This window comes from Mesorhizobium sp. AR10 (genome assembly GCF_024746795.1).
Taxonomy (GTDB): domain Bacteria; phylum Pseudomonadota; class Alphaproteobacteria; order Rhizobiales; family Rhizobiaceae; genus Mesorhizobium.
Genome location: NZ_CP080524.1, coordinates 4,856,666 through 4,873,472 on the forward strand (window position 1 = coordinate 4,856,666; position 16,807 = coordinate 4,873,472).

The 16,807-nt window shown below is 64.0% G+C and carries 18 protein-coding genes and 1 pseudogene; 2 read left to right on the top strand and 17 right to left on the bottom strand.

The window, feature by feature from the left end; translation table 11 throughout:
* Positions 1 to 32: 32 nt before the first annotated feature.
* The 8 genes from LHFGNBLO_RS27170 to LHFGNBLO_RS27205 all read right to left on the bottom strand — a co-directional run bounded on the left by LHFGNBLO_RS27170 (position 33) and on the right by LHFGNBLO_RS27205 (position 7,875).
* A complete protein-coding gene (locus LHFGNBLO_RS27170; RefSeq protein ID WP_258602362.1) occupies positions 33 to 686 on the bottom strand; it encodes a hypothetical protein in 654 nt (217 codons plus the stop codon).
* Positions 687 to 1,220 carry a hypothetical protein gene (locus LHFGNBLO_RS27175; protein ID WP_258602363.1) on the bottom strand — a complete coding sequence of 178 codons (534 nt, stop codon included), beginning with the start codon at positions 1,218 to 1,220 and terminating at the stop codon, positions 687 to 689. It lies immediately after the preceding gene.
* Positions 1,221 to 1,222: 2 nt separating this feature from the next.
* On the bottom strand, positions 1,223 to 1,903 hold the full coding sequence (locus LHFGNBLO_RS27180) for a hypothetical protein (protein WP_258602364.1): 681 nt from the start codon (positions 1,901 to 1,903) through the stop codon (positions 1,223 to 1,225).
* Positions 1,904 to 2,084: 181 nt separating this feature from the next.
* Complete coding sequence (locus LHFGNBLO_RS27185; RefSeq protein ID WP_258602365.1) at positions 2,085 to 4,556, bottom strand: hypothetical protein; 2,472 nt, start codon at positions 4,554 to 4,556, stop codon at positions 2,085 to 2,087.
* 93 nt (positions 4,557 to 4,649) lie between these two features.
* Positions 4,650 to 5,243 carry a hypothetical protein gene (locus LHFGNBLO_RS27190; protein ID WP_258602366.1) on the bottom strand — a complete coding sequence of 198 codons (594 nt, stop codon included), beginning with the start codon at positions 5,241 to 5,243 and terminating at the stop codon, positions 4,650 to 4,652.
* A 257-nt stretch (positions 5,244 to 5,500) separates the two neighbouring features.
* On the bottom strand, positions 5,501 to 5,728 hold the full coding sequence (locus LHFGNBLO_RS27195; RefSeq protein WP_258609919.1) for a hypothetical protein: 228 nt from the start codon (positions 5,726 to 5,728) through the stop codon (positions 5,501 to 5,503).
* A 199-nt stretch (positions 5,729 to 5,927) separates the two neighbouring features.
* Positions 5,928 to 6,917 carry a Coat protein gene (locus LHFGNBLO_RS27200; RefSeq protein ID WP_258602367.1) on the bottom strand — a complete coding sequence of 330 codons (990 nt, stop codon included), beginning with the start codon at positions 6,915 to 6,917 and terminating at the stop codon, positions 5,928 to 5,930.
* Between the two features lie 46 nt (positions 6,918 to 6,963).
* Positions 6,964 to 7,875 carry a hypothetical protein gene (locus LHFGNBLO_RS27205; RefSeq protein WP_258602368.1) on the bottom strand — a complete coding sequence of 304 codons (912 nt, stop codon included), beginning with the start codon at positions 7,873 to 7,875 and terminating at the stop codon, positions 6,964 to 6,966.
* A gap of 131 nt (positions 7,876 to 8,006) precedes the next feature.
* On the opposite strand from LHFGNBLO_RS27205, the pseudogene LHFGNBLO_RS27210 reads away from it, so the two are divergent.
* Positions 8,007 to 8,991 (top strand): annotated as a pseudogene (locus LHFGNBLO_RS27210) (IS5 family transposase); the annotation flags it as partial.
* A gap of 264 nt (positions 8,992 to 9,255) precedes the next feature.
* Here LHFGNBLO_RS27210 and LHFGNBLO_RS27215 read toward each other — a convergent pair.
* Complete coding sequence (locus tag LHFGNBLO_RS27215; protein WP_258602370.1) at positions 9,256 to 9,828, bottom strand: hypothetical protein; 573 nt, start codon at positions 9,826 to 9,828, stop codon at positions 9,256 to 9,258.
* A gap of 289 nt (positions 9,829 to 10,117) precedes the next feature.
* Between LHFGNBLO_RS27215 and LHFGNBLO_RS27220 the strand changes: the two genes are divergently transcribed.
* The gene (locus LHFGNBLO_RS27220; RefSeq protein WP_258602371.1) at positions 10,118 to 10,432 is read left to right on the top strand and encodes a YMGG-like glycine zipper-containing protein; all 315 of its coding nucleotides are present in this window, start codon (positions 10,118 to 10,120) and stop codon (positions 10,430 to 10,432) included.
* Positions 10,433 to 10,683: 251 nt separating this feature from the next.
* Here the strand turns inward: LHFGNBLO_RS27220 and LHFGNBLO_RS27225 are convergent, their stop codons facing one another.
* The 8 genes from LHFGNBLO_RS27225 to LHFGNBLO_RS27260 form a co-directional block, all read right to left on the bottom strand.
* Positions 10,684 to 10,890, bottom strand: coding sequence for a hypothetical protein (locus tag LHFGNBLO_RS27225; protein WP_258602372.1), 207 nt, complete (start codon positions 10,888 to 10,890; stop codon positions 10,684 to 10,686).
* Positions 10,891 to 11,001: 111 nt separating this feature from the next.
* Positions 11,002 to 11,274, bottom strand: coding sequence for an SMI1/KNR4 family protein (locus LHFGNBLO_RS27230; protein ID WP_258602373.1), 273 nt, complete (start codon positions 11,272 to 11,274; stop codon positions 11,002 to 11,004).
* Positions 11,275 to 11,276: 2 nt separating this feature from the next.
* Entirely contained in the window at positions 11,277 to 11,543 is a 267-nt protein-coding gene (locus tag LHFGNBLO_RS27235) for a hypothetical protein (RefSeq protein WP_258602374.1), read from the bottom strand.
* A gap of 110 nt (positions 11,544 to 11,653) precedes the next feature.
* A complete protein-coding gene (locus LHFGNBLO_RS27240; protein WP_258602375.1) occupies positions 11,654 to 11,977 on the bottom strand; it encodes a hypothetical protein in 324 nt (107 codons plus the stop codon).
* Positions 11,974 to 13,770, bottom strand: coding sequence for a portal protein (locus tag LHFGNBLO_RS27245; protein ID WP_258602376.1), 1,797 nt, complete (start codon positions 13,768 to 13,770; stop codon positions 11,974 to 11,976). Before LHFGNBLO_RS27245 ends, LHFGNBLO_RS27240 begins: the two co-directional genes overlap by 4 nt.
* Before the next feature lie 239 nt (positions 13,771 to 14,009).
* Positions 14,010 to 15,200, bottom strand: coding sequence for an acyltransferase family protein (locus LHFGNBLO_RS27250; RefSeq protein WP_258602377.1), 1,191 nt, complete (start codon positions 15,198 to 15,200; stop codon positions 14,010 to 14,012).
* Between the two features lie 441 nt (positions 15,201 to 15,641).
* Entirely contained in the window at positions 15,642 to 16,211 is a 570-nt protein-coding gene (locus LHFGNBLO_RS27255) for a hypothetical protein (RefSeq protein ID WP_258602378.1), read from the bottom strand.
* Between the two features lie 88 nt (positions 16,212 to 16,299).
* Complete coding sequence (locus LHFGNBLO_RS27260) at positions 16,300 to 16,632, bottom strand: GYD domain-containing protein (RefSeq protein ID WP_258602379.1); 333 nt, start codon at positions 16,630 to 16,632, stop codon at positions 16,300 to 16,302.
* Positions 16,633 to 16,807: the final 175 nt, after the last annotated feature.

Genomic DNA, 16,807 nt, shown 5'->3' on the forward strand with positions numbered 1-16,807 from the left:
CCATTCGGCAGCGCGGGCCGGGTCTCGGGCGATCATCGCCTAGCGAGCGCTTCTGCCGTCTTGCTGCGCCAAGCAGCTTCGGCCGCTTGCCTTGCCACCGGGTTGCCCATCTTGCCAATCAGGTCGAGCCCGCTTTGCATGATCGCCTCGAACGTTGCGGTGTCGTTCGGGTCGCTCTGCGCGATGGCGCTAAGTGAAGCGTCCTGCACCTTCGACCACTCACCCTGCTCATAGTCGTCGCGGCGCGCCTGCTGTCGTGCCGCCATGCGCACCGAGCCGGCCGCGCGCAGGATTTCCTTGTGCTTGATGAAGTTGCCGCGCTCGCTCTCGGGAACTTGAGGCAAGGTGCCGTCGAACAACGTGTCGAACAGGCCGGGCTTGATCACCTGGCCGGTGCGCGGGTCGACCTGGCCATACATCGTGTCATGCAGGCCGCTGCCGTCGGCCGGCGCGTTCTGGGTCGCGTCGTTCTCAGCCTGGGCGATCCGGCCGTCCAGTTGCCGGCGAACGATCTCGGCGTCGAACGCTTCCTGCTGCTCTTGTCGCTGCCGGTAGCGCTCAGCGACGGCGGAAAGCTCGTCGCCAAAGCCCTGCATGGCGGCGCCGACCAGCGAACCGCTGGGGTATTGCACCACATTGCCGGTATCGAGCCGGCGCTGGGCAAGCTGGAGGGGAATGGTCGCCATTTAGGTGTTTCCTGCCCAAGAACTTCTGAAGAAAGAGGGGGTCCTGAAGGGAGAGGTGCCGAACAGCACGGCATTGCCCGGCGCCACGGAACTCGAGGTCAGGCCCGTGGTCGGGATTTTGGAGAGGCCACCGACGAGATTACCGCCGGCCTTGAAGATCGAGGCGGTCACCGCCTGCTTGCCGGAAAAGCGCGAGATGGCTCCTTGCGTGCTCAGATTGTTCTGGCGCAGCTGCGAGCCGTACTGGATCGCCTTGAGGTCGAGCTGGCCCTGCCTGGCGTTGGCGGCCAGCACCTCGGTCGGCGAACCGGCAATGCCGACGCCGGAAGCACCGGCCTGGGCGCGCGCCTGCGCCTGCAAGAGATCCTGCTTGTGGCGCTCCTGGCCCTGTTCGAAGGCAGCTGACCGGGCGTCGGCCTGCGCCTGCTGCTCATAGGCCCTGGCCTGGTAGTCGGCCATCTGCTTGGACTGCTGGCCTTCGACCAGCGCGCCGCCGACGGAAAGTACGGTGCCGAGAAGGGCAAGTGTGCACATGGTCAACCTCTCTCGCCCAAGGGGGTGTTTGTCGGTTTGCTTGCGGGAATGAACTTGCTTTTGACGCCTTCCACCGGCGCACCGATCGCCGGGCGCGGGTCGAGCGCGCCGCCGGGACTGAGGAAGGTCAGCAGCAGCCTGTCAGCCTGGAGCGCCGCGCGGCTGAGGCGGGCGGGTGCCGCGGCGCGCGCGCCGGCCATGGTGGCGCGGCGGGTGGCGGTCAGGTTGACCTTCAGGTCCGTGACGCCGGCGGCGTCGAACAGGCCGTTGGCGGTGGCAATGGCGCGGCTCAGCGCATCGGCCTCGAACAATTCCTGGCGCAGCTGCTCGATCAGCCGGTGAACATTCTTCCAGCGCTCGCCAAGGGCTGCCGCCTTGGCGCTGATCTCCTCGCCGAGCGCCGCGATATCGGCCCGGGCTTCGCTTTGCGCGGCCTCGGCGCGGCGCTTGCCAGCGGTGTCGATGGTTTTTTCCAGGAGTGTGATGGTGGCGTTGCAGTCGTCCAGCGCTGACCGCGCGGCGGCCAGGTCGCCATCGCCGAAGATGGCGCGATCCTCGGCCTGTTGCAGCTCGCTTTTGCGGGCGATGGCGTCGTTGAGGTCGGTGTCGAGCAAGGCGATGACGGCAGCGAAATCGGCAGCCGTCCGCGCCCTGCCGAGGGCTTCGGCATGGGGGGATGTCATTGGGTGCGTCCTTGTGGTGGATGGAGTGTTATCTCCCCCCTCGAGGGGGAGATGGCCGGCAGGCCAGAGGGGGTCGGTTCGACTGGATGCGACCTCCTGCGACAGATGCAGGCGGCACCCTGTGCGAGACGACCCCCTCTGTCGCCTTTGGCGACATCTCCCCCTCGAGGGGGGAGATTATCTACGGCTCGGCATCGAACACCGGCGTGAACGCGCGGATCGTGCACGGCGTCGGATTGACGTGGCGGATCTTCACCCGGCCTTGGCCTTCCCAGCTGTCGTCGATAGGCACCTCGACATTGCCGGTGAACAGGCTGGCCTTGCCGTCGGGGGCGACGATGCTCGGCATGCGCACGCTCTCCCAGCGGCCGCGGATGAAGGACTGCACTTCGAGCCCGGTGGTGTCGGTTTCGAGCAGCGACAGGATGACTTTGGCCACCTTCTTGCGGCGGCCGACGATCGAGCCGTCGCGGCCGCCGACATCGAGCTCCAGCGTGTTGGCCTCGGACTGGTAGCCGAGCCCGACCTGCCATTTGGCCGCGGTGGCGCCACCCGGCAGCGTCACCTGGCCGGACGCGACAGGCAGACCGTGATAGACCTTGCCGCCAGCCAGCACGTCGACCGACTGGCCGTTGAGATGGCCGAGGCCGGAGACGACGTTGACGGCTGCGCCAGAATAGCTCAGCCCGCAATCGACCTGGAAAGCGTCGTCGAGGCTGCCATACTCGAACGGCGGCGTCATGATCTCGATGTAGCGCCTGGTCACCCCGCCGATGCTGCGCTTGACGACCAGCCAGATGTCGTCGACGCCGTTCTGTCCCGGCGTCACGACAGCGCTTTCGACGATGCCCCAATTGGAGTCAGGGGCCGAGCCGGAGAACGAACCGCCGAACCGATGCCGGTGCATGCCGCGCACGTCCTGAGAGGGCTGGTGCGTGTAGCCGCCGAGCTCACCATTTTCGAGCGGAAACCACAGCATCGGGTCGGGATCGGTCTGGAACGCCAGCTCGACGACGCCTTGCTTGGGGATGTGCTCGGAGATCTGGCCGATGTCGTCGGATGTGAACTTGGCTGCCGAAGTCTGCGTCAGCTCGGCGATCGATTTGCGCGAGCGGGTGACATAGAGGAACGATTGCCCGGCATCGACCGGGCGGATGCGGGCGCAGCCGAAAGTGCGCGAGCGCCGGTTCTTGAACGAGGACGGCGTCAGCGCCTCGTCGATGCCCGAACCCGACAGTGCCCTTATGCCGCCGGAGGTGCCGATCAGCAGCGCGCCGTCGGAATCGGCGATCCAGACGATGTCGTTGGCCTGGCCGCCGCCGGCCTGGACGAATTCCAGTGCGTCATCGTCCTTCTCGCCCAGCGCGAAATTGTCGAAATCGCCGGTCGCGGAAGCATAGACCGAGAACTTGCGACTGAAGGCCAGGCGTTCCTCATAGAGTGAACCGCTCTCGACATATTTGCCCGGAACGAAGGTGCCGAGGCGCCAGCGGGTGATCGGGCTGAGATCGGGCAGAGCGAAGCCATAGAGTTGGACCGTGACGACAGTCGTGCTGGTCCGCGTCATGATCTTCGCCCAGCGCCAGCGGCCATCCGATCCGAGCAAGCGCACGGCGCGGCCAACGTCCGTAGTCTGGAACCCGGTCCCGCCGTTTATGCCAGTTGTCGAGGACGCTGTCAGGTTGAACGGCGTCTGGCTTGCAGCCGCCTTGTTGAACGCGAGGTCGTAGATCAGGCTGGCGACTACCGTCCCGTCCGTGCCGTTCCAAAGGAACCGGTGATATTCAAATGGCGTCTTGTTGTAGAACTCAAAATATCGGGTTTCGCCGGAGGTCCATCCTGTTTGACCGCGCTGGGTATCCAGCGTTGTCCACGTCGAGCCATTGTTGGAGCCCTGCACCTGCCAGCTTGTCGGTGTACGGTCGACGCTGACCGTGTTCGATGCCGTCATGGAATAGTTTTCGACGATGGCTTGGCCGCCACCGGCCAATCGGTACTGCACATACCCCGTTGTTGCGCCGGAATCGCCGTCCCCGGTCGCGTCGTCCTTGTCGAATATCTGCCACGCTCCAGCGCCGCCCCAAGAGCTCGACACCGTGCCGGATGGGGCCGTGTTGGAGGTCATGATGGGAGTAAGCGAACCATAGTCTGCCGGCGTCAGCGTCGTGGCCGTGTCGTTGAGATCGTCGTAGGGACCGTCCTCGAACGGATAGTCGTCCAGCGTCCATGTGGTGTGCGCGGTGCGGGTCAGCACCCTGGGCGGATAGTTGCGATGGGTGATCCACATCTGGTCGGCCGACTGCACATAGGCGAGATCGAACAGGTCAGCCTCCAGATAGGGTGAAGCGACCTCCACCGTGCCGACGCGGGCGCCATAGGCATAGACGCGGATATAGAGGTCGCCGAACTCTAGGCAGTAGGCCTGCTCGGAGGAGAAGATGAACGGGATGGCGCGCGTCTTCTTCTGCGACGCCTTCACCTCGCCGACGAAATAGGTGCCGCCGCGCTTGCGGATGCCGCCATGCGGCAGCGTGACGAAGTTTTCGCATTTGGAAAGCGCTGCCCGATAGAGATCGAGCGAGGCCCGTGCGTGCAGCCGTGGCGAGATCTCGCCACGGGTGAAGTGGTCCTGGACCGGATAGAGCGTGGTCATCAGCGCAAAACCCTCAAAACATGTCGGCCAAAAGCATGCCCACGGGCTCGACCCGAGGGTGTGAAGCGGTTTGGGACAACGAGATGCGAAAAATCAAAAACGGAAGTCGCCGCGCTGCTGCGCCCAGGACGCGGTGTAGAAGCGGCCGCCGCGCTGGATGGCTTGTGCGGTGAAGGCCGCGTCGAGCGCCCGGTCATAGGCCGAGCGGGCGATGTCGATCATGCCGGACTTGTGGGTCAGCGGATGCGCGATCTTGATGGCGAGTGCGGCCACCAGCACCTCGGTGAACAGCGCGTCCCAGTCGTTCGGATCGGTCAGATTGGCGACGTAGCGGATGAGGCGCGGACCGGGTTGATCCGAATAGATCAGCCCGGCCTCCTGCCGCCAGGAGATCGCAACACCGTCCGGCTCGCCATTGTGGGTCAGCGGCAGCGGCCGCAGGCAATCGGCAGGCAATTCAAAGGCAAAATTCAAGGTGCAATCGCCGCTGCCGGTATCGGCGCCGGGAACGCTGGCCGACAGGATGGCGAACACCCAGGCGTGCTTGGTGAGTTCGGCTTCCCGCGCGAGGTCGAAATGCAGGTTGAGCAGGCGCGCCGCCTTGACGTCCTGGTCGAGGCTGTCGATCGGCGCCTCGTCGAGCACGGCGAGCGCCATGTTGGCGATGTCGAGCGGGGTGATGGCCATGGCATCAGGCCTCCGTCAGCGTGGTGGATCGGGCAAAAGGCATGGGTAGCCTCCACGACAAAAAGCCGCTGTGAGGCGGCTGGGATTTCTGGGGATGGTGGATGGAGCAAATCGGCTCAGAGCAAAGTCGCGTTCGCTCAGGGGCCGGCAGGACAGAGCGGGTGCATCTCACCCGCTTAGGTATCGACGGTCTTCGGTGCGACGAAGATTAGGCCTTTGACGAAGGTCTGGCCTTTACAGCTACAGGCGGTATCGGATCAGGACCAGTTCGCAACCCGCAGACCGGGTCGTGGACGTTGCAGACTGGGTTGTGGACGTTGCGGTTTCGCCATGGCCAGACCCTTGTCCAGAGCGTCTTGAAGACTTGTCGTGTAATGCGCGGTGTCTTCGAGGCCGCTGAAGAAATTAATGCGATGGGTCTCGCCCTTTTTGCTGATAACAATTCCCGCCGCCCGGAGCGTTTCCTGAACTGCCTTGTAAGTCATATTCACCGTTGCCTCCCTGCCCATACACATCAGCGTCGCTCTTTTGTGTAACAAATTCGTGTCGTTGACTGTGAAAAAGGCAACATAGCCAGCCGCTCTTTCGTTACAGGCATTTCTTTGCTTTCGGGCTGAGCGGAATGGACGCCCGGCGCCAACCGGGCGGGAGCTTGTCGCCCCCGCCCCTTTGGCCTCAGCCTCGTCAGGCTTCGGTGGTCTTCAGCGCGATGAACGTCATGTTCTTGACGCTGGAGGCCGTGCGGTCCCAGTTCGCCGCCAGCGCCAGTTCCGCATCTGTGGCGAATTCGCCGGCCGAAGATGCGTCGAGGAAGCGGGTGCCCGGCACATGCGGCACGAAATGCCGGCGTCCGACCATTTCGGTGACGCCACCGCCATGGCCCTGGCGCGGCTTGCGGTCGAACTCCAGCGGCCCGCCTTCGGTGTTGACCGGCAGTTCGTTCCACAGGATCGCCTTGTCCTTGAACATGAAGGCGGTGTAGACGCCCGCAGCCTGCGGAATGTCGTCGTCGATGACGGCGCGCAGACCCATGTAGTAGGGGATCAGCGGCCCGCCCTGCTGCGAGGACGGCACATAGTCGATGAGGTCGGCGAGCTTCAGCGCCTTCATCTGCTTGGAGTGCATCCAGATCGTCTTGAACTTGTCCGCGCGGTCGCCCATCAGGTAGGCGGCTTCGATGATGTCGGTGTCGACGATGGAGGCACCGGTGACGCGGACGAGGTCGCCGGCATCATTGGCGATGTTGTCGGCCAGCACCCCTTTCAGGATGCCGAGCAGCGTCAGCTTGTTGGCGCGCTGCCAGTATTCGGTCTGGCGGCGGACAATGAGCTTCTGCGGGTCGTCGCCGGCAAGGATCGAAGTCAGGTCCGGAACGCCCCACGCCTGGGCGCGGACATTGCGGGCGGCGACCTCGCGGCGCGAGCCGATCTTCTTCATCTCGATCGAGTCTGCCGGATCGTCATTGACCGGCTCGGACGGATCGTTGCCGAGATCCTTCCAGCCGGGCATGTCAACGGAGCGGCCACCCATGGAGAGTTTCGAAGCGATGGCCGGGTCGGAGAAGAGGATTCCGGCCTGGTAGATCTCGAGCGACTGGACATGCTCCTCGAACGAGTATTGCGCATAGACGGACGGAACGATCGCGTCCGCGATGCGGGTATAGGCGTCTGCCATTTCTGTCTTCCTTCAGGTTGGTTGATTGACGGCTGATGCGTCGAGATCAGAGCGGGTTGTTGGGCATCCAGAGATCCGGATTTTCGCCCGCTTCCCACGCGAGCCGCCGGGCGCGGGCGGGGTCGCTTTTGACAAGGGCTGAAATCGCCGAAATGTTGCGTTCGCCGGCGGCGTTGCGCTTGAAGGGATTGCCTCCACTCAAGGCCGTGCCGCCGTCGATCGTGTCTTCGCGGAACATCGCTTCGCCGATGGCATGGAACGCCTTGGCGATCTGCGGATCGGTCAGCGCCCCATCCGGCAGAAGGATACCCTTCGCCTTGTAGGCATCGACCAGGCCAAGCTTCTTCATCGCCCGGTTGGCGACCTCCAGTCGCTGGCGAAAGCCATCGCTGTCGGTCGGTCCCCAATCCTTCACAAGATCGTCGTGCGTGGCCTCGACCGAGCGGGCAAGCGCGATCTCCTGGCGCGCGGCCTGCTCGGCCATGTAGCCGACGAAGCGGTCGTGATAGGCCTGCGCCACTTTGGGGGTAGCGCCGGCTTCGACCGCCCACGCCTTGGACGCGTTGGCGAGCTCATCCGAATAGGCGAAGTTCTCGGGCAACCCGTCGGGGCGCCTGTACTCGACCTTTTCGGGCAATGTCAGCGGACGCATGGTCTCGGGCAGCCGGGCATGGAACCTGTCCCAGTCTTCCCGAGATGCGTCAGCTGAGGGAACGCGCAGGCTCTCACCCTGCTGCCGCTCCAGCTCCGCATAGGAGGTGAAAACCCGATCGAGGTTTTCGGCCTTGGTCCAGCCCTTCGCTTCAGCGAGCTTGCGGTTGCCTTCGGAAAGACCGTCAAACCAACTTTTGCCGGCCGGCGGGGTGGACCCGTTGTCCCCGTTGGCCGGAGGCCGTGCAAGGTTGCCCGCCGGCTGCATGTGCGCAGCCACGGACCCGGCGTCTGCCAGATCTGTCATGAGTGGATTCCTTTGTTGATATCAAAAGCTGGCGATGAGGGCCGGCGGCGAGGCTTGAAATCTCCCCCCTTAAGGGCCTGTTGCAAAATTGGCTGGTTGTGATTCCCTGTTTTTGACAGGAGGATCGTTCGATGACGACGAAGCCGAGCGGGCAGTTCAGTTTTGTGGAGGCTCTGCTTCCGCAGGGTCTTGGTCGGAGCGGGCGGCTGGACCGGCTGTCGTCGCTTGTGAAGTGGTATCGCTTCGAGAAGATCCTGGCGCGGCTGCGCTCGCCCGGCGGCCCGGGCCGTCCTGCCTACAGTTCGCTGGTGATGTTCAAGGCACTGCTTCTGCAGTCCTTGTACGGGCTGTCGGACAGCGAGTTGGAGGAGGCGCTCGCCGATCGGCTGTCGTTTCGGCGCTTCGTCGGCCTGACGCTCGAGGAGACGGTGCCCGACCACACCACGCTCAACCGCTTTCGCAATCTTCTCGTCGAGGCCGGGCTTCTGGAGAAGCTGTTCGGCGAACTGGACCATCAGCTGGACAAGGCGGGGCTGATCCTGCGGCGCGGCACGATGCTCGACGCCACCGTTATCGAGACGGCAGCGGCACGGCCGCCCAGTGGAGCGGCGCAAGAGGCTGGCGATCCCGATGCCGGCTTCACGCGCCGGCAGGGCAAGCCTGGCTCCTCCTATGGCTACAAGGCGCATGTCGGCGTCGACCAGGGGTCCGGCCTGATCCGCCGGGTGAGGACGACGGCGGCCAACGTCAACGACACGGTGGAAGCAGACCATCTCATCTGTGGCGACGAAGGCGCGGTGTTGGCGGATGCGGCCTATCATACCAAGGCGCGCGAGTTGTCGCTGAAGGAGCGTGGGATCAAGCCGCGGCTGATGCGGCGGGCCAACAAGCATCATCCGCAATTGCCGGCGCGCCTGCAGCGCTTCAACCGGCTGATCGCGCGGCAGCGTTTCGCTGTCGAGACCACCTTTGCCACATGGAAGAACCGCATGCGGCTTCGCGCCATCCGCTATCGCGGCTTGGCCAAGGCGGCTGGGCAGGTTCTCATCGCCGTCATGGCCTTCAACATGCGCCGCTGGGTGACGCTGGCGACCTGATCCAGGGCCGCACTGCGCCCGAAATCCGCCCAACACGCCAAACCCTAACCCATCCGGCGACAGGCCCGCGCCGAAGGGCACTCCGAATTGGCCCTTACTTCTCCTCTTGCCCTCCCACCCTAGTAACGCAACAGGCCCCTTAAGGGGGAGATGTCCGGCAGGACAGAGGGGGTACCAGCGCGTAAAGCGCCGACCTCGTCTGTCGCTGGAGGTCGCGCCCCGTCGCACCGACCCCCTCTGTCGCCTTCGGCGACATCTCCCCCTCGAGGGGGGAGATTAGACGCTACGCATTATCCCCCCAGTTCTCCCACAGCAGCGTGATCGTTCCCGTCACGGCCAACGTCCCGTCGGCGTCGATGTCGGTGCCGGTCGCAAAGGCGAGGTTGAGATAGAGGTCGACCGGCGTCGTCGAGCCGTCGAGCGTCGCGGCAGCGGCGATATCGGCGGTCGAAGCGGTCGACAAAGCAGCGCCGGCGCCGTCCAGCGTGCGGCCGGTCGAGGCCAGCACATTGACCATGGTGCCGGCCAGCGTCGCACTCGACGCGGCGGCGGAGCCGAGCGACCAGGTGAGTGCGGCATTGTCATTGATGGTCGACGCGCGGGTGGTCAGCACGGCGAACTGCAGCCTGGCCGTGCCGCCCTTGATGCGCACCTTGCCGTCGGCGAAATCGAAGAGCTTCTGGCTGGCATAGGCCAGCGCATCGGTGACCGGCACCTGCATGGCGTTGAGGGAAAGGACAGTGCGCCAAGAACCGCCCTGCCCTGTGGTGACGGCTTTCAGCCCGGACTTGGGCGGGGCAAGTCCGGCCTCGCGGGCGGCGGCACGGGAAAGCGTCCGGGGAAGACCTCGGGTCATTGGGTATCTCCATTCATGGGGGTGAGAAGTGGTGCGCACAGCGCGCGGGAAGCCAATTGCCTGGCTTTCCGAACGACGAACGGTGAAAGGCGCTCGCAACCAGATTCAAATCGAGGCGTTATCGTGCTGTTCGCGCACGGTCTTTCCGGTTTATAGACCATCATCTTCAAGACCGGAGAAACCATGTCTTATATCGTGAGGCGCGGTGCCCATGTTCCGCCGCATTGCAACCGCACTTGCCAACCCATTGATCCGCAACATAATCTCAGGGCTTAAGAGGAGACCTCACATGAACCTGAAGAAAGCCATTGCCGCCGTGCTCATGACTGCCGCGCTGGCAGGGTGTGCGCAGACCGAAGGCCAGCAGAGAGCCACCACGGGCGCCCTGGTCGGCGGCGCGGGCGGCGCTCTCGTCGGCCAGGCCATTGGCGGCAACACCGAAAGCACGCTTATCGGCGCAGCCGGCGGCGCCCTGCTGGGTGCGGCCGTGGGCAGCGCGACCACGCCGCAGCGGCGCGGCGAAGAGCTCTGCCGCTACCGGGACCGCTACGGCCGCATCTACACCGCCCCCTGCGACGACCGGTACTACAACAACGATTATTGAGACTGCGGCCGCGGAACTGCCAATCTCCCCCCTCGTGGGGGAGATGTCCGGCAGGACAGAGGAGGGCGCCGTAGGGTGCCCAGCATCACATCGACGCCAATCGGAGGCGCCCTCAATCCGCGAAATTGTTGTCCACGAACATCTCGGCAAATTGCTGAGGCGTGAGCGTCACATTGTGGTGGCGGGCGATCTTTTGGTTCTTTGCCCGTCTGAGGCGTCATGGCCTCCGCAAGATCAGTGCTCCTTGCACCCTATTCCCCGTTTCGTCCCGCCTTTTCCAGTGCCGCCTTACGCTGAATTTCGATAGTTCGATTCCAGAAGCGCACCACTTCAAAATGCTCTTGTCTGGTCAACCAGATCTTGTTCTCCAAACTAACTGGATCGCCGCCAACCGCAATCGGTTTGATCTCGAACAGTTCCATGCCCTTGGAGCGAGAAGCTGTATCTTGTACGCTCATTTCAAGTCCTCCAGCGTAGCAAATAGATCGGCTAGGTCTCGCGCTATTGTCTCGGCGGATTGCCGATTCATACCTATGAATGGGACGCGTACGATTGGCGTGGCTGGATCTTCAGCCATAGCCTTCACCTCCTCCGTTCGATGCGAACAGGAGGATGCCTGGTGCATATTTTTCGACTTCATATTCTCGATTGAAGTCGGCCAATTCTTCAGCTTTGAAAAGAACTATATAGCTGTCGCCGATGAAGCCTTCCCCTCCATCATGCTCCTTAAGGAAATTGGTGTAATCCTTGGGCAGCGTCACTCCCAGGTTTGCGGACAGGCCATCGACAAGCGCGGCTTCAGCCGGTTTATCGAGATCTCCCTCAGTTAAACTATATCCCACTGCTATTCTCCGATGTCTTTCAGCAATTTGTTCCACCAGGTCGTAATCTGCTGCCGATGAACTTCGCGGGGCAGAATGACCTTGTTGGACGCATCGGTCGGACTCCCGCCAAACTTCACTGGCTTGATTTCATGCACATCCAAGGACTGGCGGACAAGTCCCTGCAGCGTCGAACAGGCCTGATTTGACCAGCCGGCCGGTGCGCGGGTCGACCTGGCCGTACATGGCCTCATGCAGGCCACTGCCATCGGCCGCGCGTTGGCCGTCACCTCGTCTTCCGCCTGCGCGATCTGGCCGTTGAACCGGCGGCGGGACAGCGCCCCCCCTCTGGCCTGCCGGCCATCTCCCCCACGAGGGGGAGATTGGCAGCTTCAAGCCCTCACCGCTCCTCTGCCCTCGCCGCCTTCTCCAGCGCCGCTAGCTGTGCCTCGTCCAGCGTCAGAAACCCCATAATGTGCTGCACCACTTCGGCCCGCGCATTGCTCAGCGCGCTGTGCAGTTCGAAGCCGTTCGGCGTTTTGGTCTTGGCCAGCCACTCGCCATAGGACGGGCGGCGGTAGTAGCCGGTGGCGGCGGTGAGGTCGGCCAGCACCATTTCGCCGTCCTGACCCGAGAACACCCTGAGACAGGCCTTGGTCAGCGCGTCGCGCGCCTTGACCGGACCGCCGGCCTGGCTGGAGTGGGCGAAGCGTTTGCCGCTCATGCGCCACCCCCCTGAGTGCCGGGCGCGGCCTGTGCGCCAACCGGCGCACCCTGCCCGCCACCCTGTCCGCCCGGCTGCCCGCCCTGACCGCCGATCAACCCCTGCAAACTATCCAGCAACCCGCTGTCGCGCGCCTGCACGGCGGCCGGCACGGCGTCCTTGGCGACCTTGCCGGCGGTGGCGATCGCCGCCATGCCGGCTTGCGCCTGTTGAGCTTTGGCTCTCGCATCGCGCAGACCGTCGACTTCCTCCTTGCGGCGAAAGATCCGTTGCGGGCTGCGGCCGGCGCTCTGCACGATCTTGAGCGCCTCGTCGCCGTCGATGTTGTCCATGACGCCGGGATCGAACTGCGCCATCTGCATGGCGGTGGTGACGACCTGGATGGTGTCGCGGGCTTCGGCCGAGCGGCGCAGCACGTCGAGCGGACCGGTGAATGTCGGCCGCACCGCCTTGCCGGCCAGGCTCGCCGGCGGCAGGAAGCGGCTGTCCTCGTCGTACAGCCCCTTATCCTCCAAAATGCCGAGCTCGCGGTCGAGGTTCGAAGCAAAACCCGCCTGGATGATCGAGCCCGAGGGACCGAGCAGCGCGCCCTTCTCCTCCTGCCTGATCAAGGCTTCGGTCGCCGTCATCTGCGGGTTCTGCACCAGCGTCTGGAACAAATTGACGAACATCATGTCACGGATTTCCTCGGCCCGGCTCGCCGCGTAGTTGAAGGCATAGGTCGGGTTCTGCCCGGTCACGATCGGCGCAATCAGGGGCCTGCCATTGTCGTCGATCAGGCCGGGATAGTTCTCGCCGGGATTGAGCACCGGCACATAGTCGAGCCTGGCCTTCGAGGCGGTGGCCGGATCGGTGACCTGCTGCAAGGCGCGCAGGCCCGAGCGGCGCACGGCGTTTTCCTCGCGCACGGTGGTCAGCGCCTCGATGGTCGGCGAGATGCCGTAGGGGTCGCCCTCGTAGCGGCGCCAGTTGAAGCACGACACCGGGAACGAGCGGAAACCGCTTTCCCTGACCATCACCTCCTCGTCCTCGATGACGTGGTAGGAGGCAAACGCCGTGTCGAGATACTGGTAGCTTCCGCCCAGCCGATACATCTTGCGCTCGTCGCGCGGCTGGATGCACTGGATCAGCGAGATCTTCGTCTCGCATTTGGCCGGATCGTCGACCAGCATTTTTATCCGCGCCGGCAGTCTTTCGTAGCCGAGCAGGTGCGCCGCCTGGCGGGCCGTACGCTCGTAGCGGCGGTGGAACGTGTCGACCTGGCCCCAGCGGTTGCGCGCGAGATAGCCCTCGACCACCGGGATCGAGGCATAGCGGATCAGCGTGCCGCCAAAGCCCTCCTCGGCATAGAGATAGGCCGGGCCGTAGCGCACGACATTGCGCAGGCAGGCTTGCGTCGCCGGCACGAAGTTCGAATTGGCGGAATAGCGCAGCGCAAACAGGAAATCGCGCAGCGCTTCAGCCCATTCCTTTTCCTCGTCGGTCTCCTCGTCATTCATGGCGGCGGTCGACAGGCCGTGCCATTTTTCCGACTGCGGAATGATCAGGCTTTCCAGCCCGGCGGCCAGCCGGTTGGCGGCCGAGTTGATGGTGTTGGCGTAGACGCGGGCGCCGCGCCGCTCCTGCCGCTCGGCCTGCGAATCCGCCACGCCGGTCCTGCGGCCGCTCCAGACATCGGGCGCGTCGGGGTCGCAGAATTCGGAGATGGCCTCCCAGACAGCCTCATACTGGCTGCGCTCGCTCTCCAGTTCGGCCTGGCGCGACAGGATATCGTGGGCGCGGGAATCGCTCATGCTTTGCCTCATTTTTTGGGCTGACGGCCGGAGCTACCGATCTCCCCCCTTGCGGGGGAGATGTCCGGCAGGACAGAGGGGGGTGCTGTCCCTCCGACCTGTCAGCCAATCGCAGATACCCTCGGATAGTTGTCCAGTAGGCTGAATCAAAGGCTGGCGATCCTTCCCACCCCCCTCTGTCCTGCCGGACATCTCCCCCGCAAGGGGGGAGATCGGCAGCTTCACCGCCGGCTTCGCGCCTACTCCGCCGGCGTCGTCTCCAGCGCCGGCTGATTTTTCCGCCCGAAGCGCTGGACGACGAAGCGGCCCGCCTTCTGGCCGGGGACCTCGATCAGATTGTAGGTGATCCAGGACAGCAGGGTCACCGTCGGCAGGACGACGGCAACGACGATGGCGAAGCGCAGCGGCGCCGCCAGGTCGTGGCCGTACTCGGTGATGACCAACGCCGCGACAGGCTGCAACACCAGCAGATGGATCAGGTAGATGCTGAAGGACAGCTCGCCCATCAGATGGAAGAACCGGTTGCTGAGTGTCACGGCGATCGCCCTCGCCACGCGTCCGGCCATGCCCGGCAGCATGCGGTAGAGAACCAGGGCGAAGAAGCCCAGCACCAGCGCTTCACGGATCAGCAGCTTGCCCAGCCCGTATTCACCGCCAAACGGCAGCGCCGCCAGCAGCAGCGCCAGTGCCAGATAAAGGAACGGCCGCGGCCGGCTTTGATGCACGATGCCCGCCAACAGCATGCCGCACAGAAAAATCTGCATCTTCAGCGCCAGGAAGGACGGCATCGGAAAACGGATCGACAATAGCCCCATGACAAACACGATGAGGCAGCCGAGCGCCGCCACCAGCACCGCGCTCCTGACCCAGTCGAGCCTGCGCACCAGCAGCATGACGGCCGGGAACAGGGCATAAAACTGCATCTCCAGCCCCAGGCTCCAGTCGGGCAGCGGCGTGCGGTAGGCGAGGTTCGGCACCAGGCCGAACAGGAAGGTGAGATGGGCGACGATGTTCTTCAGGCCGCTGTCGAGATAGCGCTCGGGCGCCTGGTGCGGCCGAAGCAGGAAATCATCGATGATTATCCTCGACTCGTAGAGATAGGGCCCAAGCGCCAGCGCCAGGAAAAGCATGACGTAGAACAGCGGCGCGATCCTGAAATAGCGCCGCGTCCAGAATTTCAGCCAGGTTTCCGGCCTTTGCCACGGCTCCTTGTCCTGGCGCAGCTGATAGTGGAACACCATCAGGAAGCCGGACAGCATGATGAACAGGTCGACGCCGAGATCCGGCTCGCCGAGGATGGGAACGTGCCAGCCGGTCAGCAGCAGGCAATGCCCGACAAGCACCCAGATCGCCGCGAGCGCCCGAAGCCCGTCCAGGCATTCGATGCGCGATGACCTGATATCTGTGATGCCGGATTCCGAGGTAGTCATCGAGATAACCATGTTGCAGTGCAGCATGGCGCCTGAGGCCGGATTGTCAACCCACTGAGAGATGACGAATTGCCGTGGGCTGTTACGCGAAACGCAGAAGCTGCTGATCTCCCCACTTGAGGGGGAGATGGCCGGCAGGCTAGAGGGGGTCGTCTCGCTTGAAGCGCCAACACACTCTTTCAGTTAGAAGGTCGCGTCCCGTCGCACCGACCCCCTCTGTCGCCTTCGGCGACATCTCCCCCTCAAGGGGGGAGATTACCCCCGCCTCTTCACCACCCGCGCATGCCGGCGCCAGGTCCACCAGTCCCACACACGCCTGCGAAAACTGCGCTTCATCGCGGTCATGGTCATACCCCCAGCAGCACGCGGCGCTGGCCGGTCAGGTCTGAGGGCGACAGGTCGGTTTTCACCGTGCTTGCAGTGCCCTGGCGCTGTTCGAGTTCAGCCCGAAGTGCGGCTTCGCGCGCCTGCACGTCCTTGTCGGCAATCGTCGGCGTCGGCGGCAGCGGCTTCAGTTCCGGTGGTTTTTGAAAGAGACACATGGTTCCAGCCTTCTCTTGTCCAGTCGTAGAGGAAAAAATCTTCGCCGTTCTTGCCGTAGCCCGGCAGCAGGCAGCGTTGCGTGGCGCCCAGCCGGCCAAGCCAGCGCAGCGCCAAATCATTTGCGGCCAGCGCCCGCGCCTCGACCCGCCAGGCGCCCCGCGCCGCCACTTGCGATCCGAGCACGGTGTGAAAGAACTCGGTGATGCCAGGCACGCAGCGCCTCATGCGGCGCGTGCCCCAGCTCCAGGCGATCCACAGCCCGCCGCGCTGTTCGGCGGCGCCGAAGCCGGCCTCCGGATTGCCGTTTAGCTCGGCGACATAGGCCAAGCCCTGCAGCGCCGTCAGCGCCAGCAACGCCGGCGACCACTGGTCGAACTGGCAGTCGATCTCGGCCCGGTCCTCGGGCCGCAGATTGGCGGCGACGTAGGAGAGGTCGCGCAAGGTTGCGGGGATGATGCGAAGGGTCATGAGCGCACCAGAGCGGCACTCGACTGGCAGAAAATTGCCAGCGGTTTCAAAGTTTTGATGCCGGGATGGTCTTTAGTTCGGTCGGCGCCTAGGCTTGTTCTCCTGGCGGTCGATATCTGATCGACGATGCCTTTTGCAGTGCTGCAAGCGTGTCCTCGACGGTCAGGAGGACGGTCGTCTGGACGGAACTCAGCGCTCCACCCGCGCCGATCGCGAGTGACGTAGCCGCCATCGACACATTGTCGGGAGCCTCCCACAGATTGTATCCGTCATGCTCCCCAAAGGCGTACCAGAAGCCGTGCAACTTTCCGCCAACCGATTCAATGTACTGCTTCGCCGCTTCTCGGCGGTCCTCGGGGTTCTTGATGAGCTTCGCCCATGTTGCCGGCGTGTAGCTGAACCGGGTCAGGTATAATGGCATGGTCTTATCCTCCCTGTTGCCCGCTAAACATACAGGAGTTCGGGCCTGACTGCGACAGCGGCGCTAAGGCCGGCGACCACTGATCGAACTGACAATCGATCTCGGCGCGGGCTTCGGGCCGCAGACTGGCGACGATTAGGTGAGGTCGCGCAGCGTGGCTGGGATGATGCGGACG

Bases quoted from the DNA above. Each gene is read 5' to 3' on its own strand.
- LHFGNBLO_RS27170 (WP_258602362.1), bottom strand. From the start codon at position 686: ATGGCGACCATTCCCCTCCAGCTTGCCCAGCGCCGGCTCGATACCGGC.
- LHFGNBLO_RS27175 (WP_258602363.1), bottom strand. From the start codon at position 1,220: ATGTGCACACTTGCCCTTCTCGGCACCGTACTTTCCGTCGGCGGCGCG.
- LHFGNBLO_RS27180 (WP_258602364.1), bottom strand. From the start codon at position 1,903: ATGACATCCCCCCATGCCGAAGCCCTCGGCAGGGCGCGGACGGCTGCC.
- LHFGNBLO_RS27185 (WP_258602365.1), bottom strand. From the start codon at position 4,556: ATGACCACGCTCTATCCGGTCCAGGACCACTTCACCCGTGGCGAGATC.
- LHFGNBLO_RS27190 (WP_258602366.1), bottom strand. From the start codon at position 5,243: ATGGCCATCACCCCGCTCGACATCGCCAACATGGCGCTCGCCGTGCTC.
- LHFGNBLO_RS27195 (WP_258609919.1), bottom strand. From the start codon at position 5,728: ATGACTTACAAGGCAGTTCAGGAAACGCTCCGGGCGGCGGGAATTGTT.
- LHFGNBLO_RS27200 (WP_258602367.1), bottom strand. From the start codon at position 6,917: ATGGCAGACGCCTATACCCGCATCGCGGACGCGATCGTTCCGTCCGTC.
- LHFGNBLO_RS27205 (WP_258602368.1), bottom strand. From the start codon at position 7,875: ATGACAGATCTGGCAGACGCCGGGTCCGTGGCTGCGCACATGCAGCCG.
- LHFGNBLO_RS27215 (WP_258602370.1), bottom strand. From the start codon at position 9,828: ATGACCCGAGGTCTTCCCCGGACGCTTTCCCGTGCCGCCGCCCGCGAG.
- LHFGNBLO_RS27220 (WP_258602371.1), top strand. From the start codon at position 10,118: ATGAACCTGAAGAAAGCCATTGCCGCCGTGCTCATGACTGCCGCGCTG.
- LHFGNBLO_RS27225 (WP_258602372.1), bottom strand. From the start codon at position 10,890: ATGAGCGTACAAGATACAGCTTCTCGCTCCAAGGGCATGGAACTGTTC.
- LHFGNBLO_RS27240 (WP_258602375.1), bottom strand. From the start codon at position 11,977: ATGAGCGGCAAACGCTTCGCCCACTCCAGCCAGGCCGGCGGTCCGGTC.
- LHFGNBLO_RS27245 (WP_258602376.1), bottom strand. From the start codon at position 13,770: ATGAGCGATTCCCGCGCCCACGATATCCTGTCGCGCCAGGCCGAACTG.
- LHFGNBLO_RS27250 (WP_258602377.1), bottom strand. From the start codon at position 15,200: ATGACTACCTCGGAATCCGGCATCACAGATATCAGGTCATCGCGCATC.
- LHFGNBLO_RS27255 (WP_258602378.1), bottom strand. From the start codon at position 16,211: ATGACCCTTCGCATCATCCCCGCAACCTTGCGCGACCTCTCCTACGTC.
- LHFGNBLO_RS27260 (WP_258602379.1), bottom strand. From the start codon at position 16,632: ATGCCATTATACCTGACCCGGTTCAGCTACACGCCGGCAACATGGGCG.